This is a genomic window from Kitasatospora sp. NPDC098663 (assembly GCF_044760075.1).
In the GTDB taxonomy this organism is placed as follows: Bacteria; Actinomycetota; Actinomycetes; order Streptomycetales; family Streptomycetaceae; genus Kitasatospora.
This window is the reverse complement of the sequence record NZ_JBIWAP010000029.1, coordinates 1-14,725: the sequence shown is the minus strand read 5'-3', so window position 1 is coordinate 14,725 and position 14,725 is coordinate 1. Positions and strand designations below refer to the sequence as shown.

Here is a 14,725-nt window from a genome sequence, read left to right as displayed (position 1 = left end):
CGACTTCCCGTCAGGACCTCGGCCCAGGAGACACCAGCACATGAAGACGACCATCCGCAGCCCGCTCAACCGCCGCACCAGAGTGTTCCTCCGAATCGTGCTGGCCGTCGACGCAGCCGTCGCGGGCGGGCTCGGTGCTCGCGCCGCGTTCGACGCTCTCGTTCACCACACCGTCGACGCAGGCTCGCTCGTGGTGCGCGGCGCCGGGACCTTGTGCGTACTCGGCACCGCCCGCTCCTTGGACACTCTCACCGATGACGATGTCCTCGCCTGGCTGCGGACCGCGCCCCTTCCGTGCAGCGCCGACAACATGGCCCGCCACCTACGCCGTGCTCCGGGCCTGGTCCGCCTCAGCCTGCGCCGCCTGGAGAACACCGGAGACGTCTCAGCGGTGGACACCGTCAACGGGATCGCGCGCTACGCCGCCCGCTGAGCCCGAAACACAGAACGGCCGCCCTCCACACCGGTTGGTGTGGAGGGCGGCCGTTCACGGGTTCGGAGCGTCAATACCCCACGGGAAGACGGGTCGGCGATCTGCCGGCCAGCCGGGGCACTCGCAGGGCGGTCATGATGTGCTCGAACACAGGTGCGTCGTTGGCCTGCCTGGGGTGAGATAGAAGCACAGCGGACGGCAGCGGCTGTCGGCGGCGAGGTGGATCTTGGTTGTCAGGCCGCCGCGGGAACGCCCGATGGAGTGGTGGTCGGGTTCGGCGGCCGGAGCCCCTGTTCTTCGGGCTCCGGCCGCGTTCTGGTGGGCGCGCACGATCGTGGAGTCGACTGCGACGACCCAGTCCAGGTCGCCTTCGGCGTCGGCCTGGGCGAGCAGGGCGGTGAAGACACGGGCCCAGGTACCGTCGATCGCCCAGTTCCGCAGCCGGGTGCAGACGCCCTTCCACGAGCCGTACTCGGCGGGCAAGTGCACCCCCTGCGAGCCCGTGCGGAACTTCCATGCGATCGCGTCGATTACCTGCCGGTGGTCCCGCCACCGCCCGCCCCGCTTGGGCGTCCGGGCTGGCAACAACGGCTCTATCCGCGCCCACTGCGCGTCTGTCAACGGCACAGCCCACCAACGAGCCGGTGCCCGAGCAGGAACGCAGTTGGCAGAAGGTCAGATGGGGCGGTGCAGTCAGACCCGGTTCGCCAGCCAGCCGAAAACGAATGCCTCGTTCTGCTCCCGAGACTCAGCGATCTCGATATACCGCGCACCCTGCAAGCTGGACATCGCCTTGAGGACTACGGTTTCGCCCTGCGGCTTCCGCTTGGACATGAAAGTCACGAACGCCGTGACGGTCTTCGGGCCGATCGCGCCGTCCACGGTCATGTCCGGGTAGTCGGCCTGCTGCCGGTTCAGTGCGTTCAGGGTGCGCTGCAGGAACTTCGCCGCCGTTCCGATGCCCATGTTGACGCCGGTGTCGAACAGCTTCATGGCGACCGGCGGCGACACCTCGGCAATGGCGTCCAGGCGAAGCGGCTTCCAGTAGCGGTCCTGGTAGATGTTCTTGGCCGTATCCAGCGGGAGCTCCGACATCGCGCCCGTGTACCCCGCCGACCGGGCCACGGCCTCGGTGATGCCGTAGGCGCTCGCGCCCGTCGGACCGCCGCCCTCCAGCGTTACCGTGTGATCGAAGGCATCGTCGAACGTGCTCATGATGAACCCCTCTTGTTCTCTGCGTCGTGTTCCGGTGCAGCCGACGCTAGTGATCACTGGGGCGGATTTCGTATACGCCATCCGACCCCCACCCGAACGAGTGACCCGGGGCGTTGCAGCTCTCGCGAATGAACCTTCGGCAGGCCGTCGGCCGGGTCCGACGCGGTTCGGCGACGCCGAGCGCCCTTTGGTCCGCCCGATGATCCAAAAGAGAGCCCTACCGGCGGAGGGTGCCTATTCCTGACGTGTCGTATTCCCCACGCTTCGCTCCCCTGGCGCGCATTGCGAAAGGGATCAGCCCGACCGCCGGCTCGGTTGGCCCGAACTGCCCCACATCCGTCTGGGTGGCGGGATGCGGCGCCCATTCGGCCTGGTTCAGGCGTAGGTGACTTCGGCTTGGTAGTGGGCCGGGTTGCTGCCGGCGTTGTGAGGGGCTTCGATGCTGATGGTCACCGGGCCCGGGGTGGGGCCCGCGGTGAGTGCGGGGGCGGTGGCGACGCCCTGGCCGTCGGTGACCGCTTCCACGCTGGTGGCGTTGCCGGGGAAGTGCGAGCCGGTGCTGCCGGAGACGCTGAACAGGACGGGCAAGCCCGCGAGGGGGGAGCCGTCGGCGGCGTCGGTGGCGGTCACCTTGAGCCGCTTCTTGAAAGCGGAGCCCGCCGCGGCCTTCTGGTGGTTGCAGGACCCCACTCCCGAGAGGTTCGCACGCGCCTTCGGCGCGCTGGGAACCGGAACCGGCGTCGGCGCGGGAGCATGAAGTGTCACCTTCCACACGAGGTACCCATCGGTCAATAGGAGGTTGCCCTGCGCGTCCACCGCCAGTGACGTCGGGTAGTCCAAGGCCGCTTGGGTCGCGGGCACGCCATCGACCAACATCCCACTTCTTGTTCCCGTGCCAGCGACGGTGGTGATGATCCCGGTACTCGCCGACACCCTGCGCACCCGGCTGTTGTCCGTGTCGGCAATGTAGAGGTTGCCCTGCGCGTCCACCGCCACCCCTCGCGGCCCGGCGAGATGCCGTCGCCCACGTCCCACCTACACCGTAAGGAAGATGTCCTAGCCTCGGCCGGGCGCCCATCGCCTGGGCCCCTCTGCTGCTCGTCTCCGACCCGAACCTGCGGGCGGCGACGGGCAGCAGAGGGGCACTCCGGCGAGGTAACGGTGCAGCGTTCGTCAGTCTCCGCTTCCTCGAAGTCGCGGATCGTGTCGATGACGGTGTCCGGTCCGTGTGCCCGGGACAGCACGGCAATTTGAGGCCGGGTGAGGAGGCCGTAGGAGCCGACGGCCGCGCTGACGCTGTCGGTGGCCAGTAGCAGGTCGGTCAGGTCGTCGGCCGACCAGGCGGTGGTGAAGACGTGCTGGCCGGCCTCCGGGTCGACTGAGGCGATCCAGTACCCGCCCGGGGCGGTTGACCTGGGTGTCCTGGAAGTTCCGCGGATCGCGCAGGAGTTCGCGGTGCCGATCGCCGGAACCGTGGCCGGACCGGAGCCTCTCCTGGTAGAGGACGCTCTGCGGCTGGGCCTCGACGAGGTGGGCGAGCCGGTCGTCACGCCGTTGGAGGACGGCTCCGTCGCGGTGCAGAGCGGTGACTGGGCTGTCGCCCAGGACGGCGATGTCGACCTTGTCGCCGAGATGGCGCGCGCACAGGAGGTTCTCCTCGTCGGGCGGTCAGCGTTGTTCTGCACGCGCGAGATGCCCGTGGTCGACGGCTGTGATCTTCTTCGGCGCTGCCTTCGCTCACGGTTGGTGGCGTCTGGTGCGTGAGGAGGCGGGCCGCTGACCGACGGTGGCGGGAAGGTGCCGCCGGATGGCCCATGTCCGCTGCGGGCGGGGGGAGTTGTCCCGGTTGTCCGGAGTCGGGGGAAACGTTCCCGGGGTGGCTTTTGCAGCGCCCGCCACAATGGGTTTACTGGCCAGTACGGGGAGTAGCGTTTCGTGTTGGCTCCCCGATTCCTCGCGGGGCTGCCCTGGCCGGCGGCCGTAACCCGCCGACCGGGGCTGGACGTCGATCACACGTAGGTTGAGTATGCCCAAGCCCGACCGTCGCCCGGGAGTGCGCCCGAAGGCGCCCTCCACGGCGGTGAACGTTATCAGTCCCACCCCGCCGCCCGTGGGACCGCAGCACCCCTGTGGGCGGGTCATCGAGGTGTTCGGGGCGCGCGTGCCCGTGGCCGCACTCCTCAACGCGCTGGCCCTGCTGGGGGCCCTTCTCGTGCTGGACGGCGCCGAGCGGTACGTCGTCGTGCTCGCCCTCGGCACGCTCTCGCGCGACAACGCGGTCACCTGGTGGCGGCTGACGCTGCGTTGACGTCCGCTGGTGCGGGGATCGGCCAGCGGCCGTTCCCCGCACCCCGCACACCCCCGCGCCCGGCTCGCACGCCGGATTTCAACGGCCATCCCAGGACCTGAATATGCCAGAGGCATCACTCCCTGGGCCCGGCACCGCCCCGGGCTCAGCCCGCCGCGCCCGCCGAACCGGACCCGACGCCGGATTCCTGGCGTTCGTGGCCCTCGTGTACGACCGCTACCTCGACTACGCCACGGCCCGGCTGAGGGACGGCGCGAGCGGCGCGGCCGCCGTCGAGGAGGCGCTGGCCCACACCCACGCACGCTGGGCGGCGCTGCTGGCCGGTCCCTCGCCCGCCGGCGACGCCTGGTGCGTGCTGCGCGCCGCAGTGACCGCACACCGCCCACGCCCCGACGCCACCGCGCCGCGGCAGGGGCCGGTCGACGTGCTGCACCGCCACCTGCCGGACCCCCTGGCCGATGCCGCCCTCCTCCACCACGGGCTGGGCCTGTCGGCCTCCGACGCGGCCCGCCTGATGGGCACGGACCCCGGCGCGGTGAGGGCGGGGCTTCGCAGCGCCGACCGGCTGATCGCCGCCGGGGCGCCCTCCCACATGGAAGGGAGGGCGCCCAGGACCTGAGCGACATCGCCGCCACCCGCCCGCCACACGTTGTGCGCGGGCGGGTGACGGCGCACAGGACTGTCCAGCGCCGCGCTGCGCGCCACCCCCTTTGGGTGACGCACCGTCAGACCCGTGGCGCTTTCAGTCATGCGATCTTTACAATGGGCGCTCAACAGCCGTGCGGCCTGCGATGGTTGCCAGGAGCGAGGGGCGTTGTGGGGTCCAAACGTGAGATCGACGTCACCGTGCCCAGCTCGGCACGCATCTACGACGTACTGGCGGGCGGGAGCCTGAACTTCGACGCCGACCGCGCCGCCGCCGAGTGCCTGCGCGAGCGGGTACCGGACGCAGACGCACTCGCACTCGCCAACCGCTCGTTCCTGCACCGCGCGGTGCGAGCTCTGGCCGCCGAGTACGGCATCCGCCAGTTCCTCGACTGCGGCTCAGGTCAGCCGATGACGCTCAACGTCCACCAGATCGTCCAGGCCGTCGACCCGAGGTCGCGCGTCGTCTATGTCGACAACGACCCCATCGCGATCGCCTATGGCCGCGAATCTCTGGACGAGAACGACCGAACCGCCATGCTCAACGCGGACATGACGGACACCGAAGGCGTCTTCGAGCACCCGGCTGTCAAGGAACTGCTGCGCCCGGACGAGCCGACCGCCGTCCTGTTCGTCGCCTCGTTGGAGTGCCTGCCGGACTCCGCCCGGCCACGCAGCGTCGTACGACGCATCGTCGAACGGCTGCCCCCGGGCAGCTTCGTGGCCATCAGCCATGTCGTCAGCGACGACCCGCAGCTCCGCGGCGACGTCACCAGGATCATGGCCGAGCAGACCGGCGAACTCTGGGGCCGGGTACGGGAGCGCTGGGAGGTCGACACCTACTTCGACGGCCTGGCCCTCGAAGAGCCCGGGCTGGTTGACGTCGCCGACTGGCGCCCCGACTCGGCCCTTCAGCGGGCCCTGCGCTCCAGCCAGTGGCAGCAGTACGGGGGCCTCGCCCGCATCCCGTGCCCCCGGCCGGCCGACTAGCGCCCCTCGAACCGCTTCAACGCCCGCGCCAGGATGTCCATGCTGCGCCGCCGGTGGGCCGCGCCCTGGCTGATCTTCAGCCCCAACTGAACGTAGGACTCCATGTCCGCGCTGGCATTCTTGCCTTTGCGCACCTTCTTGCGCGCGCTGGGCTCCCCGGTGTCGGCCGGGTGGTAGGTGGACGAGCTCAGGCCTTCGATGTAGACCATCTCGGGCGGTCCCTCGGGCTGGAACATCAGGTGGGTGAGGCCGCTGACGGGCGTCGCGATGGTCTGGTCGAGCGGCACGACGCGCACCTTCACGTTCGGCATGTCCGCCACGTGCAGCAGGTGACGCACCTGCGCCGCCATGACGGTGGAGCTGCCGATCGTCAGCTGCAGCGCGAGCTCATTGATCACGAGGACGGTCCGCGCGGGCGGCGAAGCGAAGAAGCGCCGCTGCCGCTCCATCCTGGCGCGGACCCTGTGCTTAGCGCGCTCCTCGTCGACGGCCAGGTGGTGGTCGGCGATGATGCCGCGAGCGTAGCCCGGCGTCTGCAGAAGCCCGGGAATGATCGTGGTCTGGAAGGTGCGCAGCTCCCGGGCGACCGGCTCCAGCCCCAGGTAGGTACTGCAGTGCGGGGCGACCGCGCCCTCCCACTCCGGGGTCTCGAACCATTCGAGTCGTCGGCCCCGCTCGACCAGGTCCAGCAGCTCCCGCAGTTCCCTGGCGTCGAGCCCGTAGACCTCGGAAAGGGCGGTGACGATCTCCTTGGAGACCGGCGTCTTGGCGGACTCGATGCGCGACAGCGTCGAGTACGACAACTTGGATTCCGGCAGCAGGATCTTGCCGTGCGCGGCCGCCCGCTCCTGGGACAGGCCCCGCCGGTCGCGGGCCCGGCGCAGGCGTTCTCCCAAAACCACCCGGTCCGCCGTGGGTGTGTCCTGCACCGGCGGCGCCGTCATGTCGGCACGAGGGTTCAGCGACAGGACGGCGGCGAGACTGTGGCCGCCAGAGCCTTCTGCGGGCTGGAGTGGATCCTCGCCTTGGGGCGTGCCGCTGCCGGCAGGGCGCTCACCGGCGGGCAATTCGGCGGATTCGGAAATGGACGACACGCGGACTCCGTAGGCGATTCGGGTGGCCTGACACCAATGGCCTACATACTCCCACATGCCGCGCCCGCGTGCCGTCACGCGGAAGTACCCCGGTCAGAATATGAAGCTAATCTGACTTATCTGACCTTGGATTTTCCTTTAGGCGATCAAGTGGTCGAACTCGTTCCGCTTGGCGCCGTCGAGGAACGCCCGGATCTCACCGCGCGTGGCGATGAGGGTGGCACCCTCCGGGTCGCGGGAGTTGCGGATGGCCACGTCGCCGGTCGGCAGTCCGGCGAGTTCGACGCACTCGCCGCCGTCTCCGTAGCTGGCCTGGGCCTTGATCCAGGCGACATCCTCGATCAGCGCGGCCGACATTCCATTGGTGAAGCCCTGCATGTGACCTCCCGCATTCGACGTACTTGACCGGCAGCCTTCGGGTGTGATCGGGATTGTCTCGGACATCCCTCGGGCGGCCTGGGGTGCTGCAATTGCAGCACCCCATGAGCCATGAATGCTAGCCATTTATTTTCGAACACCGCACCGGCCGAACGGGGGATTTGAATGGCGATTATCTTTTTAAATTCGCCCGCATGCTGCGAACTTTCCGGAAGGACGGCACGTGTTCGGACCGGGCTGGCCAGGCCAGCGCCGGCACCGGGGCCCACGGGTGCGCGCCCGCCCGACATAGCGGAGACCGTTCGGTACGGCCTGCGGTGACGAACCGCCCTTCTGCCTCCCGGTCGACCACAGCGGTCCACAGCAGGCGCCGACTGTTCTGCACGGACCTCCGCCCTCGCCGGCGTGGTGATGCAGTGCTTCACGGTGCTCGGCGTCGCCACCCGCTTGCCGGCCCTGACCCCTTGCTACCAGTGGCGCTCTTCCGGAGGGCTGCTGTCACGGGACTCGCGCCGGCGCCGAATCCCTGGGGCGGCCGTCTTCGCCTGTCGCGAACCGCGGCACTGCGCAGTACGGGGCCAGTGCGGACGCCCGGGGCGGGCGGCGCTCCTCCTTCCCCTGGATTGCTCGCCCCCGGGCCTCTCCCGCTGGGTAAACGGCAGAGGACCGCCGCGCCGGCCACCGGTTCCGCCTACCGCTGCTGCCCGAGGCGGCCGTACGTTCCCGGCAGCTACTGCCGCCGGGCTCAGGGACGCCACGGGGCCCGCTATGCGGTCGCCACCAGGAACACGTGCCGCTGATCGACGTGGTGCCGACGTAGCGCCCAGTGCCTGCCCCGAGTCGAAGCCGCCGACCTCGGTTCCCGGCACATCGCCGCGAAGATCCATCTCACCGACGCTGCGAAGGCCAAGCTGCCCCCGCAGTTGTTCAACACCGTCTCGCTGGCCTACGCCGCCGACTTCACCGGGCTGACCCTGGGCCCGCTGGAGCGCACCGACCCGACCTCGCCGCTGATAGCCGAGCAGGACGCCTCCTTCCGGCCGCGAGGCCACCGCCGACTACGCTCTGAGCATCTTCAACTCCCTCGCTGACGGGATGCTCCCCGACGGCGAACTGTTCACCGCCGGGCCCGAGAAGCTCAAGGCGCACGTGCTGGAGCGCGTCGCCGCCTGGCACCCGGCCCTGGTCGAGACCGTCCGGCCGTGGGACACCGCCACCGTGCAGGCCCTCAAGTGCCGCAGCTGTGTGCCCGTCGACGCCTGGGACCCGTCGAACGTCACGGTCACGGGCGACGCGGTCCACGCCATGAGCCCCGCCCTGGGCATCGGCGCCAACACCGCACTGGTAGCGGACCTTGCGGTGGCGCTGCTGGTGTAGATGACCAACGTGGCGCGAACCTCTCCCGCTCCGGGCAAAACCGCTCTTACCGGAGCGTCACCCGTGGGACCATGCGGACCGTGACCGCCGCCTCGTTGGTGAACTCCGCGAACCGGCGAATAAGCCTCAACCGGGGCTTGATCGTCTGCTCCCAGTCCAGGAAGCGGGCCTTCTGCTGCAGCACCCAGCCGTCCAGCATCGACTCGAAGACCGCTGGCTCAGGGTCCAGATGCACGGCGCCACCAGCCAGCACCAGCTGGGCGGCACCCGGAAAATCAACCGCTCGACTCATGTTGCATCCAACGCAACATCGTTGCATCTGATTACGCACCCAAGGTGGAGCCCGCCCGAGGGGATCAGCCCGACGCTGATCCCCTCGGAAAACCACAGGTCAGAGCCCTTCGCGAGATGCGGCTTATGTTGCATCCACCGCAATACCGCTCATTACTAGAAGTAGATGCCGCGGAACGTGCCGTCGAATCCCAGGCCCCGATACATCTCCTCGAAGGAGTTCCACTGACGCTCCTCGGCGTTGGCGCCTTGGGCCTCGGCAACCTGGCTCGCCTCCAGATCCGGCTCCAGCCACTCGTGCGCGCACCGGCACCGCACGAAGACCAGGTCGGAACCGGGCCGACTACGGACGTGGATCAGGAGGAAGTCACGGCTGGCGTGGCACTGGGCGCACGCGATGAGCATGCCGCGGGGACTCAGGGGGCCGGGGTGCGGAACGGCCAACGTCTCCGCCGCCGGCGAGGCCGGCTCCGGCTGCTCGCCGTAGCGGAAGTGGGTGTAGCGCGGCAGGTCGTGGTCGTCGAACATGGTCTGGAGTCCCCAACTCTCGTGACGTATGAGAGGAAAGGCCCAGTATGGAAACATTTCTTCCCTTTTTGTCCGTATTTCCGGGTGACCTGCGTCACCACACCGCGGTCCCCGCTGCAGCCCGATCCGGAGAGCGCCAGCACCTCGTGAAGAGGCGTCAGCCCGATGGACCCAGTCCGGCCCCGCTGCCCGGTGTGCGAGGTCGGCAGCCTACGTCGGTCTCGCACCCGACATCGCGGTTCTCGACGCTCACCCTGTCCGGGCCCACGTGCGTTTCTCCTCCCGACAGTGGGTGGCGTACAGTCTTGTCCATCGACGCGGGGTGGAGCAGCTCGGTAGCTCGCTGGGCTCATAACCCAGAGGTCGCAGGTTCAAATCCTGTCCCCGCTACCACGAAAGGCCGGGCCCGGCGCGCACTGCGCGCCGGGCCCGGCCTTGTTCGTAGGGTTGCGTGCGACGGAGTCGGTCACGCTGGCGGCGCCGATGGTCAGCGAGTGAGTTCGCGTCTGCCCGGTTGCGCCGTTGGCTTCGTCGGTGGCGCGGCGGCTGTGGTCTGGGCGGGAAGGGCCGTGGTGCGGGCCACGGCGGCGTTCATCTGCTGGTCCCGGCTGGGGCCAGCCGTGCCGATCCTCGGCGCGACGTAGGCGGCCAGCGAGGGCAGCGGGCCGTCGGCGAGGCGCTGGCTGAACGGCCAGGCCTCCTCGTTGCGCAGGTTCTCGGCACGGCTTAGCAGGAGCTCGATCGTGCCAGGCGGTCCCACGAGGGCGGTCACCGCCTCGCGCCAGCCGTCCCGGATCTCCTGGAGCCGGGTGAGCGCGTTCTCGACGACGTAGAGGCGTCGCAGGTCGGGTCCTGCAAGCGGGTCCAGGTGGTCCTCGACGTGGGTGGTGGATCGGATGCCGGCGAGGAGGTGCTGCCCTGTGTCGAGCAGGACCTCGACGTGGTCCCAGGCCCTGCGGTTGCGGTCGTCCTCGGAGTCGAAGACCTGGATCGAGCGGTCTCGGGTGTCCGACCAGGTGGTCTCCCCGATCAGGGCGTTGCTCAGGGCGCGTAGGCCTTCGACGGCGGTCTCCGCGGCGTGCGAGCGGGCCCGCCAGAGCGCCTGCTGGCAGCGGGGTGCGAGGGTGCCGGTGATCTCGGCTGTCACCGCCGCCAGGTCCAGGCGCCCCGCGAAGGTGGCTACCTCTGGCGGCTGCGACGCGCTGCCGAAGAAGTGGTGTGCGTCGTCGGGGCGGGCCGGGCCTACATGAAGTGGGGTGTCCTCGCCCGGCCGGATTACGAGCAGGTGTTCACCGGCGGGGCCGGTGAGGGCGATGGCCGTGTGCGGAGCGCTGGTGCTGGTGAAGCCGGACCAGGACCACGACCATGCCCGGTTGTGCAGGTCGGCGAGATCACGACCGGGGTGAAGCGGTAGGGGCTGGACCGACCAGCCGGGCAGGTGGCCGGCCAGTTGCCCGGCGAGCGGCGAGCTGACGGGACCAGTCGGTCGATCGGGAAGAGCTTTGCCGTGTTCGTCGAAGTACACCTGCGCGAACCGTCCGGCTCCGGCGGGCGAGTCGGTTGGCCCGAACAGGGCTTCAGTGCTCGCCCACTGGCCGTCACTGGTGAAGGAATTGACGCCGAGCACGAGCTCCCAGCGCGGGTGGGTGTTGGGCAGGTAGGCACGCAGGTACTCGAAGGCGGCGAAGTCCTCGGCGGTGAGGTCGGCGTGGTCGATGTAGTTGGTCAGGTCTCGGCTGGGCATGAGAGCCTCCGGATCAGGCGGCCTTCAGGGGCCGTTCGGTGTCGTCGGTGGTCTGCCAGGCGGTGCGGTGACGGCGTAGACCGCGGAAGCAGGTCAAGGTGCCAGCCGAGACGATCAGTCCGGTCACCGCGACCAGCAGGCCCTGGTGGTCGCCGGGCCACAGCGCGACGAGCAGTCCGGCCAGCGGGAGCGGGGCAAGGACGAGCAGGACGGTGGTGGCGAGGGTTGCGGCGAAGGCCCGCTCGGGCATGAGGTGAGCGCGGACGGTGCGCAGGACAACGGTCGCCGCGCTCTGGGCGGCCATCAGCAGCGCGACGGCCGTGGCGTAGAGGGGGAGGTCGGGTGCCAGGGCGCTGGCGAAGGTGGCGGTGCACATGGCGGCGGCCGAGATGCTGCCGACGGTGAACAGGCCCCAGCGGTCGACGGCGCGGCGGGTGGCGGCGACTGCGGCCAGCGAGCACGCGGCGGCGATACTCCAGAGCGCGCCGACGGCGGCGCTGGAGTGGTGCAGTGTCCGGGCGACGGTGACAGCGGTGGAGACCTGCGCCAGTCCGCCGGCCAGGTTGGCGCTGGCCAGGGCTCCGACCAGCCAGGCGAGGGCGGGGGTTCGACGCAGGGTGCCCATGCCGGTGGCGAGGCTGGCCAGCGGGCGGGCGGTGACCGGGTCGGTGACGACGTGCAGGTGGGGGCGGTGGGTGCGCACGCTGGCTGCCACGGTGACGGTGACCGCGGACAGGATCGCCACGGCTGCCAGCAGCAGGGCGGGCCCGGCGAGCAGGAGAGCGCCGCCGATCAGTGGGCCGAGCAGGAGTGCGGCCCGGTCGGTGCCGGTGAGGACGGACTGCACGCGGTACGCGTTGTGTCCCGCGCGGCGAGTTGCTTCTGCTCCCACGGCCTCGTTGGCCAGGTACGCGGTCTCGGCGAGCATGCCGGCGACCACGCCGAAGACCAGCACCAGCCAGACTCCGGCGCCGGCGGCCAGCCCGACCATGGTGGCGAGGGCGGTGACGCCGCGCAGCAGGCTCGTGGTCAGGACGGCGGTGCGGGGGCTGTAGCGGTCGATGGTGGGTCCGGCGCCGGCGATGGCGGCAAGCCGTGGCAGCCATTCCAGCAGGAAGGCCAGGCCGGCCAGCGCGGTGGAGTGGGTGAGGTTCAGGACGAGCAGCGGGGCGGCGTACATCACCACGGCGGCGGCGAGCGATTCGCCGGCGCGCAGGGTGTAGCAGCGCAGCATCCAGTCGCGCTCGGCCGCGTTGGCGGCTCGGTTCCGGGTGCGGCCGGCGGCCGTTGGGCGGGGCAAGGTGGCCTCCCTGCTCGGGGTGCGGTAGGTGGGGTTGGTACGGCCGCCGGCGGAGCCCTGGTGGCGTCCGTCGGCGGCCGGGTCAGCGGCGCCGCGGGGCGGCGGTGGAGGGTGCGATCGAGGCCGGCGAGCCGGTAGCGCGGGCCGGCTGGTCCGTGGCCGGGTGCGGCAGCTTCGCGATGTGTCGTACGCGCCAGGTGAGAACGGCGGTGACCGAGTCGGCCGTGCCCAGCTCCCGCCAGGACCGGGCGCGCTCCAGCAGGGCCGTCGGGTCGTGCCCGGCTGCCTCTGCCTCGGCGAGGGCGGCGGCGAGGGCGTCGAACTCCGGCTCGGCGAGCAGCTGCCGTCCACCCTCGCCCGGTACAGCGCGGCGCACGGCCTGCTCCTGGCGGTCGCGCACTGCGGCGGGAAGCTGCCGGCCCCGTTCGCGCAGGGTGGCCATCGGCTGGCCCGCAGCCTTCCGGTAGGCCGCCCGCAGGTGCTCGGCCGCCGCTCGGGCGGCTGCGGCCTGCTGGCGGTGTCCGCGCTCGGCGTGCCAGCGGCTGGCCGCGATCACGAGCAGCACGAGTGCGGAGAGCGCGGTGGCCGCGGCGGCGGCGTCCGGGCCCCGGTTGGTGCTGTAGCCACTGGACAGGACCGCGCGGGCGGCGGCACGCACGGCGCGGGAGTCGGTGTTCGCGGCCCGCACGTACGAGCGCGACGCTCGCTCGTACGCACGTGCTGCGGCCAGCAGTTCGGCCTTCTGCGTGGGCAGGGCGGTAGCAGCCAGGGCGTCGAGTACTTCCCCGGTCGCCTCGACGACTCCCGCCGCAGCCTCGGGCTCGGCACGCAACAGGTCGATGCCCTCCAGCGCGCTGTCCGCCGCCCGAAGACGGGCTTCAGCCGCCGGAGAGCGACGCCCGGCCCGCCTGCGGCCACCGCTGTCCCCTACGGCGGAGCGGGGCTCGGCCGGCCGGTTCTCGGCCGACGCGAGGCGACGGCGGATCTTGGGCAGGGTCAGGTCAGGGGCGAGCCGGTAGCCGCCGAACCAGACCGGTTCGCCGTTGGCATCGCGCTCGCCGATGACGGCGACGCTGTAGCCGAGGGTGTCACCGGACGGGCCGATCTTGCGGTTGATCAAGACGCCGGCCGTCTCCAGCCGGGCGAAGAACTCGGCCTCGTCGTTCGCGCCGGCCAGGGCCTGGCGGACCGCGTCGCGCAGTCGCTGACGACTCGTGTCCGCCTCGCCGAGGCGCTGGGCCTTGTGCTTCTCGCGGTTGGTCGGTTCCTTCGCGGCGGTGCCGTCACCTGAGTTGAGTTGGCGCAGCCCCCACTCCCGCTCGATCGTTCGGCACTCGGCCTGCGCCCGGCGGAAGTCGAACTCGATGTCCGCCTTGCGCAAGTCGCCGCGCACGATGGTTGCGGCGATGTGGATGTGGTCCTCGGCGTGGCGCACGGCCACCCACCGGCAGCCGTCGGGATCGCCGTCCTCGGCGATCCCGGTGGCCGCGACGACCCGGCGCGCCACCTCTGCCCACTCCTCGTCGCTGAGCCACCGGTCCTCGGGGGCGGTGCGGACCGAGCAGTGCCAAACCGGCTTCTTCAACCGTCGCCGGGGCCCGCGCTGGTCGACCCGCATGTCCAAGGCCGTCTGCAGTTGCTTGATCGAGGCGTTCGGGTCCCGCCCTGGGTCCGGTGCGAATCCGTCCCAGCTGGCGACGAGGTGGGGGTCGCTGTGCTCGTCCTTACGCCCGGGACCGAAGAGGTAGGCCAGAAGGCCGTAAGTCCGTTCTCCGCGGGTGATGTTCGGGTTCAGGGCTTCTTCCGTCGCTTGAGGAGGCCAGCAGCTGTGGTGTCGACCGTGGTGATGGCGCTGCGGATTCGGACCAGCGCATCGGCCAGGTCAGCCGGGTGGGGAAGTCCGCCGGCGTTCAGCTCGCGGGCGATCTGGTTGACGTTGTTGCCGACGCGGGCGACTTGGCGTCGTGCTGCGGCGAGTTCGTCGATCGCGCGATCGAAATGATCGTCTTCGTTGCGCGCGGCGTCGGGGTGGCTCACGGCGGCGAGCGCGGCACTCGCGACGAAGCGGGCGACGGTCTCGGCGCGGGCGGCGGCGGCGCTGCGGAGCAGGACTTTCTCGTCGTTGCTCACTCGGATCGTCAGGAATTGCTGGCGCTGCTGCGGTTCGTGGAAGCGACGGCGCGGGCGGCGCTCAGCGTTCGGCTCTTCGGCTTCGGCAGCGGACTCGGTGGCGGTCATCTCGGGCTGTTCCTGTCGGTTCTCCTGCCCGCCGATGCCCCCTGGCTGCGGCGAGCCGAGTGTCGGGGGGGGGGGGGCCCCCCCCCCCCCCCCCACCCGCCCCCCCCCCCCCCCCCCGGGGGCGGCCGGGGGTTGGTGGGTTTGGGAAGACACCAGGGTAGGGCGGTGCGCCGGACGGGGGGAC

Annotated in this window: 18 protein-coding genes and 1 tRNA gene; 8 read left to right on the top strand and 11 right to left on the bottom strand. The window is 70.6% G+C overall.

Annotated elements, in window-relative coordinates:
- Positions 1-40 precede the first annotated feature (40 nt).
- Complete coding sequence (locus ACIQVZ_RS27830) at positions 41-433, top strand: hypothetical protein (RefSeq protein ID WP_402453530.1); 393 nt, start codon at positions 41-43, stop codon at positions 431-433.
- 132 nt (positions 434-565) lie between these two features.
- Here ACIQVZ_RS27830 and ACIQVZ_RS27825 read toward each other — a convergent pair whose 3' ends face one another.
- The 3 genes from ACIQVZ_RS27825 to ACIQVZ_RS27815 all read right to left on the bottom strand — a co-directional run bounded on the left by ACIQVZ_RS27825 (position 566) and on the right by ACIQVZ_RS27815 (position 2,683).
- Complete coding sequence (locus ACIQVZ_RS27825; protein ID WP_402453529.1) at positions 566-1,054, bottom strand: IS5 family transposase; 489 nt, start codon at positions 1,052-1,054, stop codon at positions 566-568.
- A 72-nt stretch (positions 1,055-1,126) separates the two neighbouring features.
- Positions 1,127-1,648: a glycoside hydrolase family 108 protein gene (locus tag ACIQVZ_RS27820; protein WP_402453528.1), complete on the bottom strand. Its 522-nt coding sequence runs from the start codon at positions 1,646-1,648 to the stop codon at positions 1,127-1,129.
- Between the two features lie 375 nt (positions 1,649-2,023).
- Positions 2,024-2,683: a hypothetical protein gene (locus tag ACIQVZ_RS27815; RefSeq protein WP_402453527.1), complete on the bottom strand. Its 660-nt coding sequence runs from the start codon at positions 2,681-2,683 to the stop codon at positions 2,024-2,026.
- Between the two features lie 420 nt (positions 2,684-3,103).
- Here ACIQVZ_RS27815 and ACIQVZ_RS27810 point away from each other — a divergent pair, with 420 nt between their 5' ends.
- The 4 genes from ACIQVZ_RS27810 (at position 3,104) to ACIQVZ_RS27795 (ending at position 5,591) form a co-directional block, all read left to right on the top strand.
- On the top strand, positions 3,104-3,412 hold the full coding sequence (locus tag ACIQVZ_RS27810) for a hypothetical protein (protein ID WP_402453526.1): 309 nt from the start codon (positions 3,104-3,106) through the stop codon (positions 3,410-3,412).
- A 397-nt stretch (positions 3,413-3,809) separates the two neighbouring features.
- Complete coding sequence (locus tag ACIQVZ_RS27805) at positions 3,810-3,956, top strand: hypothetical protein (RefSeq protein ID WP_402453524.1); 147 nt, start codon at positions 3,810-3,812, stop codon at positions 3,954-3,956.
- Positions 3,957-4,059: 103 nt separating this feature from the next.
- On the top strand, positions 4,060-4,575 hold the full coding sequence (locus ACIQVZ_RS27800) for a hypothetical protein (protein WP_402453523.1): 516 nt from the start codon (positions 4,060-4,062) through the stop codon (positions 4,573-4,575).
- Between the two features lie 197 nt (positions 4,576-4,772).
- Complete coding sequence (locus ACIQVZ_RS27795) at positions 4,773-5,591, top strand: SAM-dependent methyltransferase (RefSeq protein ID WP_402453521.1); 819 nt, start codon at positions 4,773-4,775, stop codon at positions 5,589-5,591.
- Here the strand turns inward: ACIQVZ_RS27795 and ACIQVZ_RS27790 are convergent.
- On the bottom strand, positions 5,588-6,685 hold the full coding sequence (locus ACIQVZ_RS27790) for a helix-turn-helix transcriptional regulator (protein ID WP_402453519.1): 1,098 nt from the start codon (positions 6,683-6,685) through the stop codon (positions 5,588-5,590). The two genes, ACIQVZ_RS27795 and ACIQVZ_RS27790, sit on opposite strands and share 4 nt — an antisense overlap.
- A 138-nt stretch (positions 6,686-6,823) precedes the next feature.
- Positions 6,824-7,063, bottom strand: coding sequence for a DUF397 domain-containing protein (locus tag ACIQVZ_RS27785; RefSeq protein ID WP_402453518.1), 240 nt, complete (start codon positions 7,061-7,063; stop codon positions 6,824-6,826).
- A gap of 923 nt (positions 7,064-7,986) precedes the next feature.
- On the opposite strand from ACIQVZ_RS27785, the gene ACIQVZ_RS27780 reads away from it, so the two are divergent.
- Together ACIQVZ_RS27780 and ACIQVZ_RS27775 are read left to right on the top strand one after the other, a co-directional pair.
- The gene (locus ACIQVZ_RS27780) at positions 7,987-8,154 is read left to right on the top strand and encodes a hypothetical protein (RefSeq protein ID WP_402453517.1); all 168 of its coding nucleotides are present in this window, start codon (positions 7,987-7,989) and stop codon (positions 8,152-8,154) included.
- A gap of 4 nt (positions 8,155-8,158) precedes the next feature.
- On the top strand, positions 8,159-8,440 hold the full coding sequence (locus tag ACIQVZ_RS27775) for an FAD-dependent monooxygenase (protein WP_402453515.1): 282 nt from the start codon (positions 8,159-8,161) through the stop codon (positions 8,438-8,440).
- A gap of 46 nt (positions 8,441-8,486) precedes the next feature.
- Here the strand turns inward: ACIQVZ_RS27775 and ACIQVZ_RS27770 are convergent, their stop codons facing one another.
- Both ACIQVZ_RS27770 and ACIQVZ_RS27765 read right to left on the bottom strand, forming a co-directional pair.
- Entirely contained in the window at positions 8,487-8,732 is a 246-nt protein-coding gene (locus tag ACIQVZ_RS27770) for a hypothetical protein (protein ID WP_402453513.1), read from the bottom strand.
- Between the two features lie 155 nt (positions 8,733-8,887).
- On the bottom strand, positions 8,888-9,259 hold the full coding sequence (locus ACIQVZ_RS27765) for a hypothetical protein (RefSeq protein ID WP_402453511.1): 372 nt from the start codon (positions 9,257-9,259) through the stop codon (positions 8,888-8,890).
- A 316-nt stretch (positions 9,260-9,575) separates the two neighbouring features.
- Between ACIQVZ_RS27765 and ACIQVZ_RS27760 the strand changes: the two genes are divergently transcribed.
- Positions 9,576-9,652 (top strand) — tRNA-Met (locus ACIQVZ_RS27760).
- Between the two features lie 94 nt (positions 9,653-9,746).
- On the opposite strand, the gene ACIQVZ_RS27755 is transcribed toward ACIQVZ_RS27760, so the two are convergent.
- The 4 genes from ACIQVZ_RS27755 to ACIQVZ_RS27740 all read right to left on the bottom strand — a co-directional run bounded on the left by ACIQVZ_RS27755 (position 9,747) and on the right by ACIQVZ_RS27740 (position 14,541).
- Complete coding sequence (locus ACIQVZ_RS27755; protein ID WP_402453509.1) at positions 9,747-11,003, bottom strand: hypothetical protein; 1,257 nt, start codon at positions 11,001-11,003, stop codon at positions 9,747-9,749.
- Between the two features lie 13 nt (positions 11,004-11,016).
- Positions 11,017-12,303 (bottom strand): MFS transporter, encoded by a 1,287-nt coding sequence (locus ACIQVZ_RS27750; RefSeq protein WP_402453508.1) that lies wholly within the window; start codon positions 12,301-12,303, stop codon positions 11,017-11,019.
- A gap of 82 nt (positions 12,304-12,385) precedes the next feature.
- Positions 12,386-13,921: a relaxase/mobilization nuclease domain-containing protein gene (locus tag ACIQVZ_RS27745; RefSeq protein ID WP_402453507.1), complete on the bottom strand. Its 1,536-nt coding sequence runs from the start codon at positions 13,919-13,921 to the stop codon at positions 12,386-12,388.
- Positions 13,922-14,094: 173 nt separating this feature from the next.
- Positions 14,095-14,541 carry a MobC family plasmid mobilization relaxosome protein gene (locus ACIQVZ_RS27740; RefSeq protein WP_402453505.1) on the bottom strand — a complete coding sequence of 149 codons (447 nt, stop codon included), beginning with the start codon at positions 14,539-14,541 and terminating at the stop codon, positions 14,095-14,097.
- Positions 14,542-14,725 lie beyond the last annotated feature (184 nt).

Bases quoted from the DNA above. Each gene is read 5' to 3' on its own strand.
- ACIQVZ_RS27830 (WP_402453530.1), top strand. From the start codon at position 41: ATGAAGACGACCATCCGCAGCCCGCTCAACCGCCGCACCAGAGTGTTC.
- ACIQVZ_RS27820 (WP_402453528.1), bottom strand. From the start codon at position 1,648: ATGAGCACGTTCGACGATGCCTTCGATCACACGGTAACGCTGGAGGGC.
- ACIQVZ_RS27800 (WP_402453523.1), top strand. From the start codon at position 4,060: ATGCCAGAGGCATCACTCCCTGGGCCCGGCACCGCCCCGGGCTCAGCC.
- ACIQVZ_RS27785 (WP_402453518.1), bottom strand. From the start codon at position 7,063: ATGCAGGGCTTCACCAATGGAATGTCGGCCGCGCTGATCGAGGATGTC.
- ACIQVZ_RS27775 (WP_402453515.1), top strand. From the start codon at position 8,159: ATGCTCCCCGACGGCGAACTGTTCACCGCCGGGCCCGAGAAGCTCAAG.
- ACIQVZ_RS27770 (WP_402453513.1), bottom strand. From the start codon at position 8,732: ATGAGTCGAGCGGTTGATTTTCCGGGTGCCGCCCAGCTGGTGCTGGCT.
- ACIQVZ_RS27765 (WP_402453511.1), bottom strand. From the start codon at position 9,259: ATGTTCGACGACCACGACCTGCCGCGCTACACCCACTTCCGCTACGGC.
- ACIQVZ_RS27755 (WP_402453509.1), bottom strand. From the start codon at position 11,003: ATGCCCAGCCGAGACCTGACCAACTACATCGACCACGCCGACCTCACC.
- ACIQVZ_RS27745 (WP_402453507.1), bottom strand. From the start codon at position 13,921: ATGCGGGTCGACCAGCGCGGGCCCCGGCGACGGTTGAAGAAGCCGGTT.
- ACIQVZ_RS27740 (WP_402453505.1), bottom strand. From the start codon at position 14,541: ATGACCGCCACCGAGTCCGCTGCCGAAGCCGAAGAGCCGAACGCTGAG.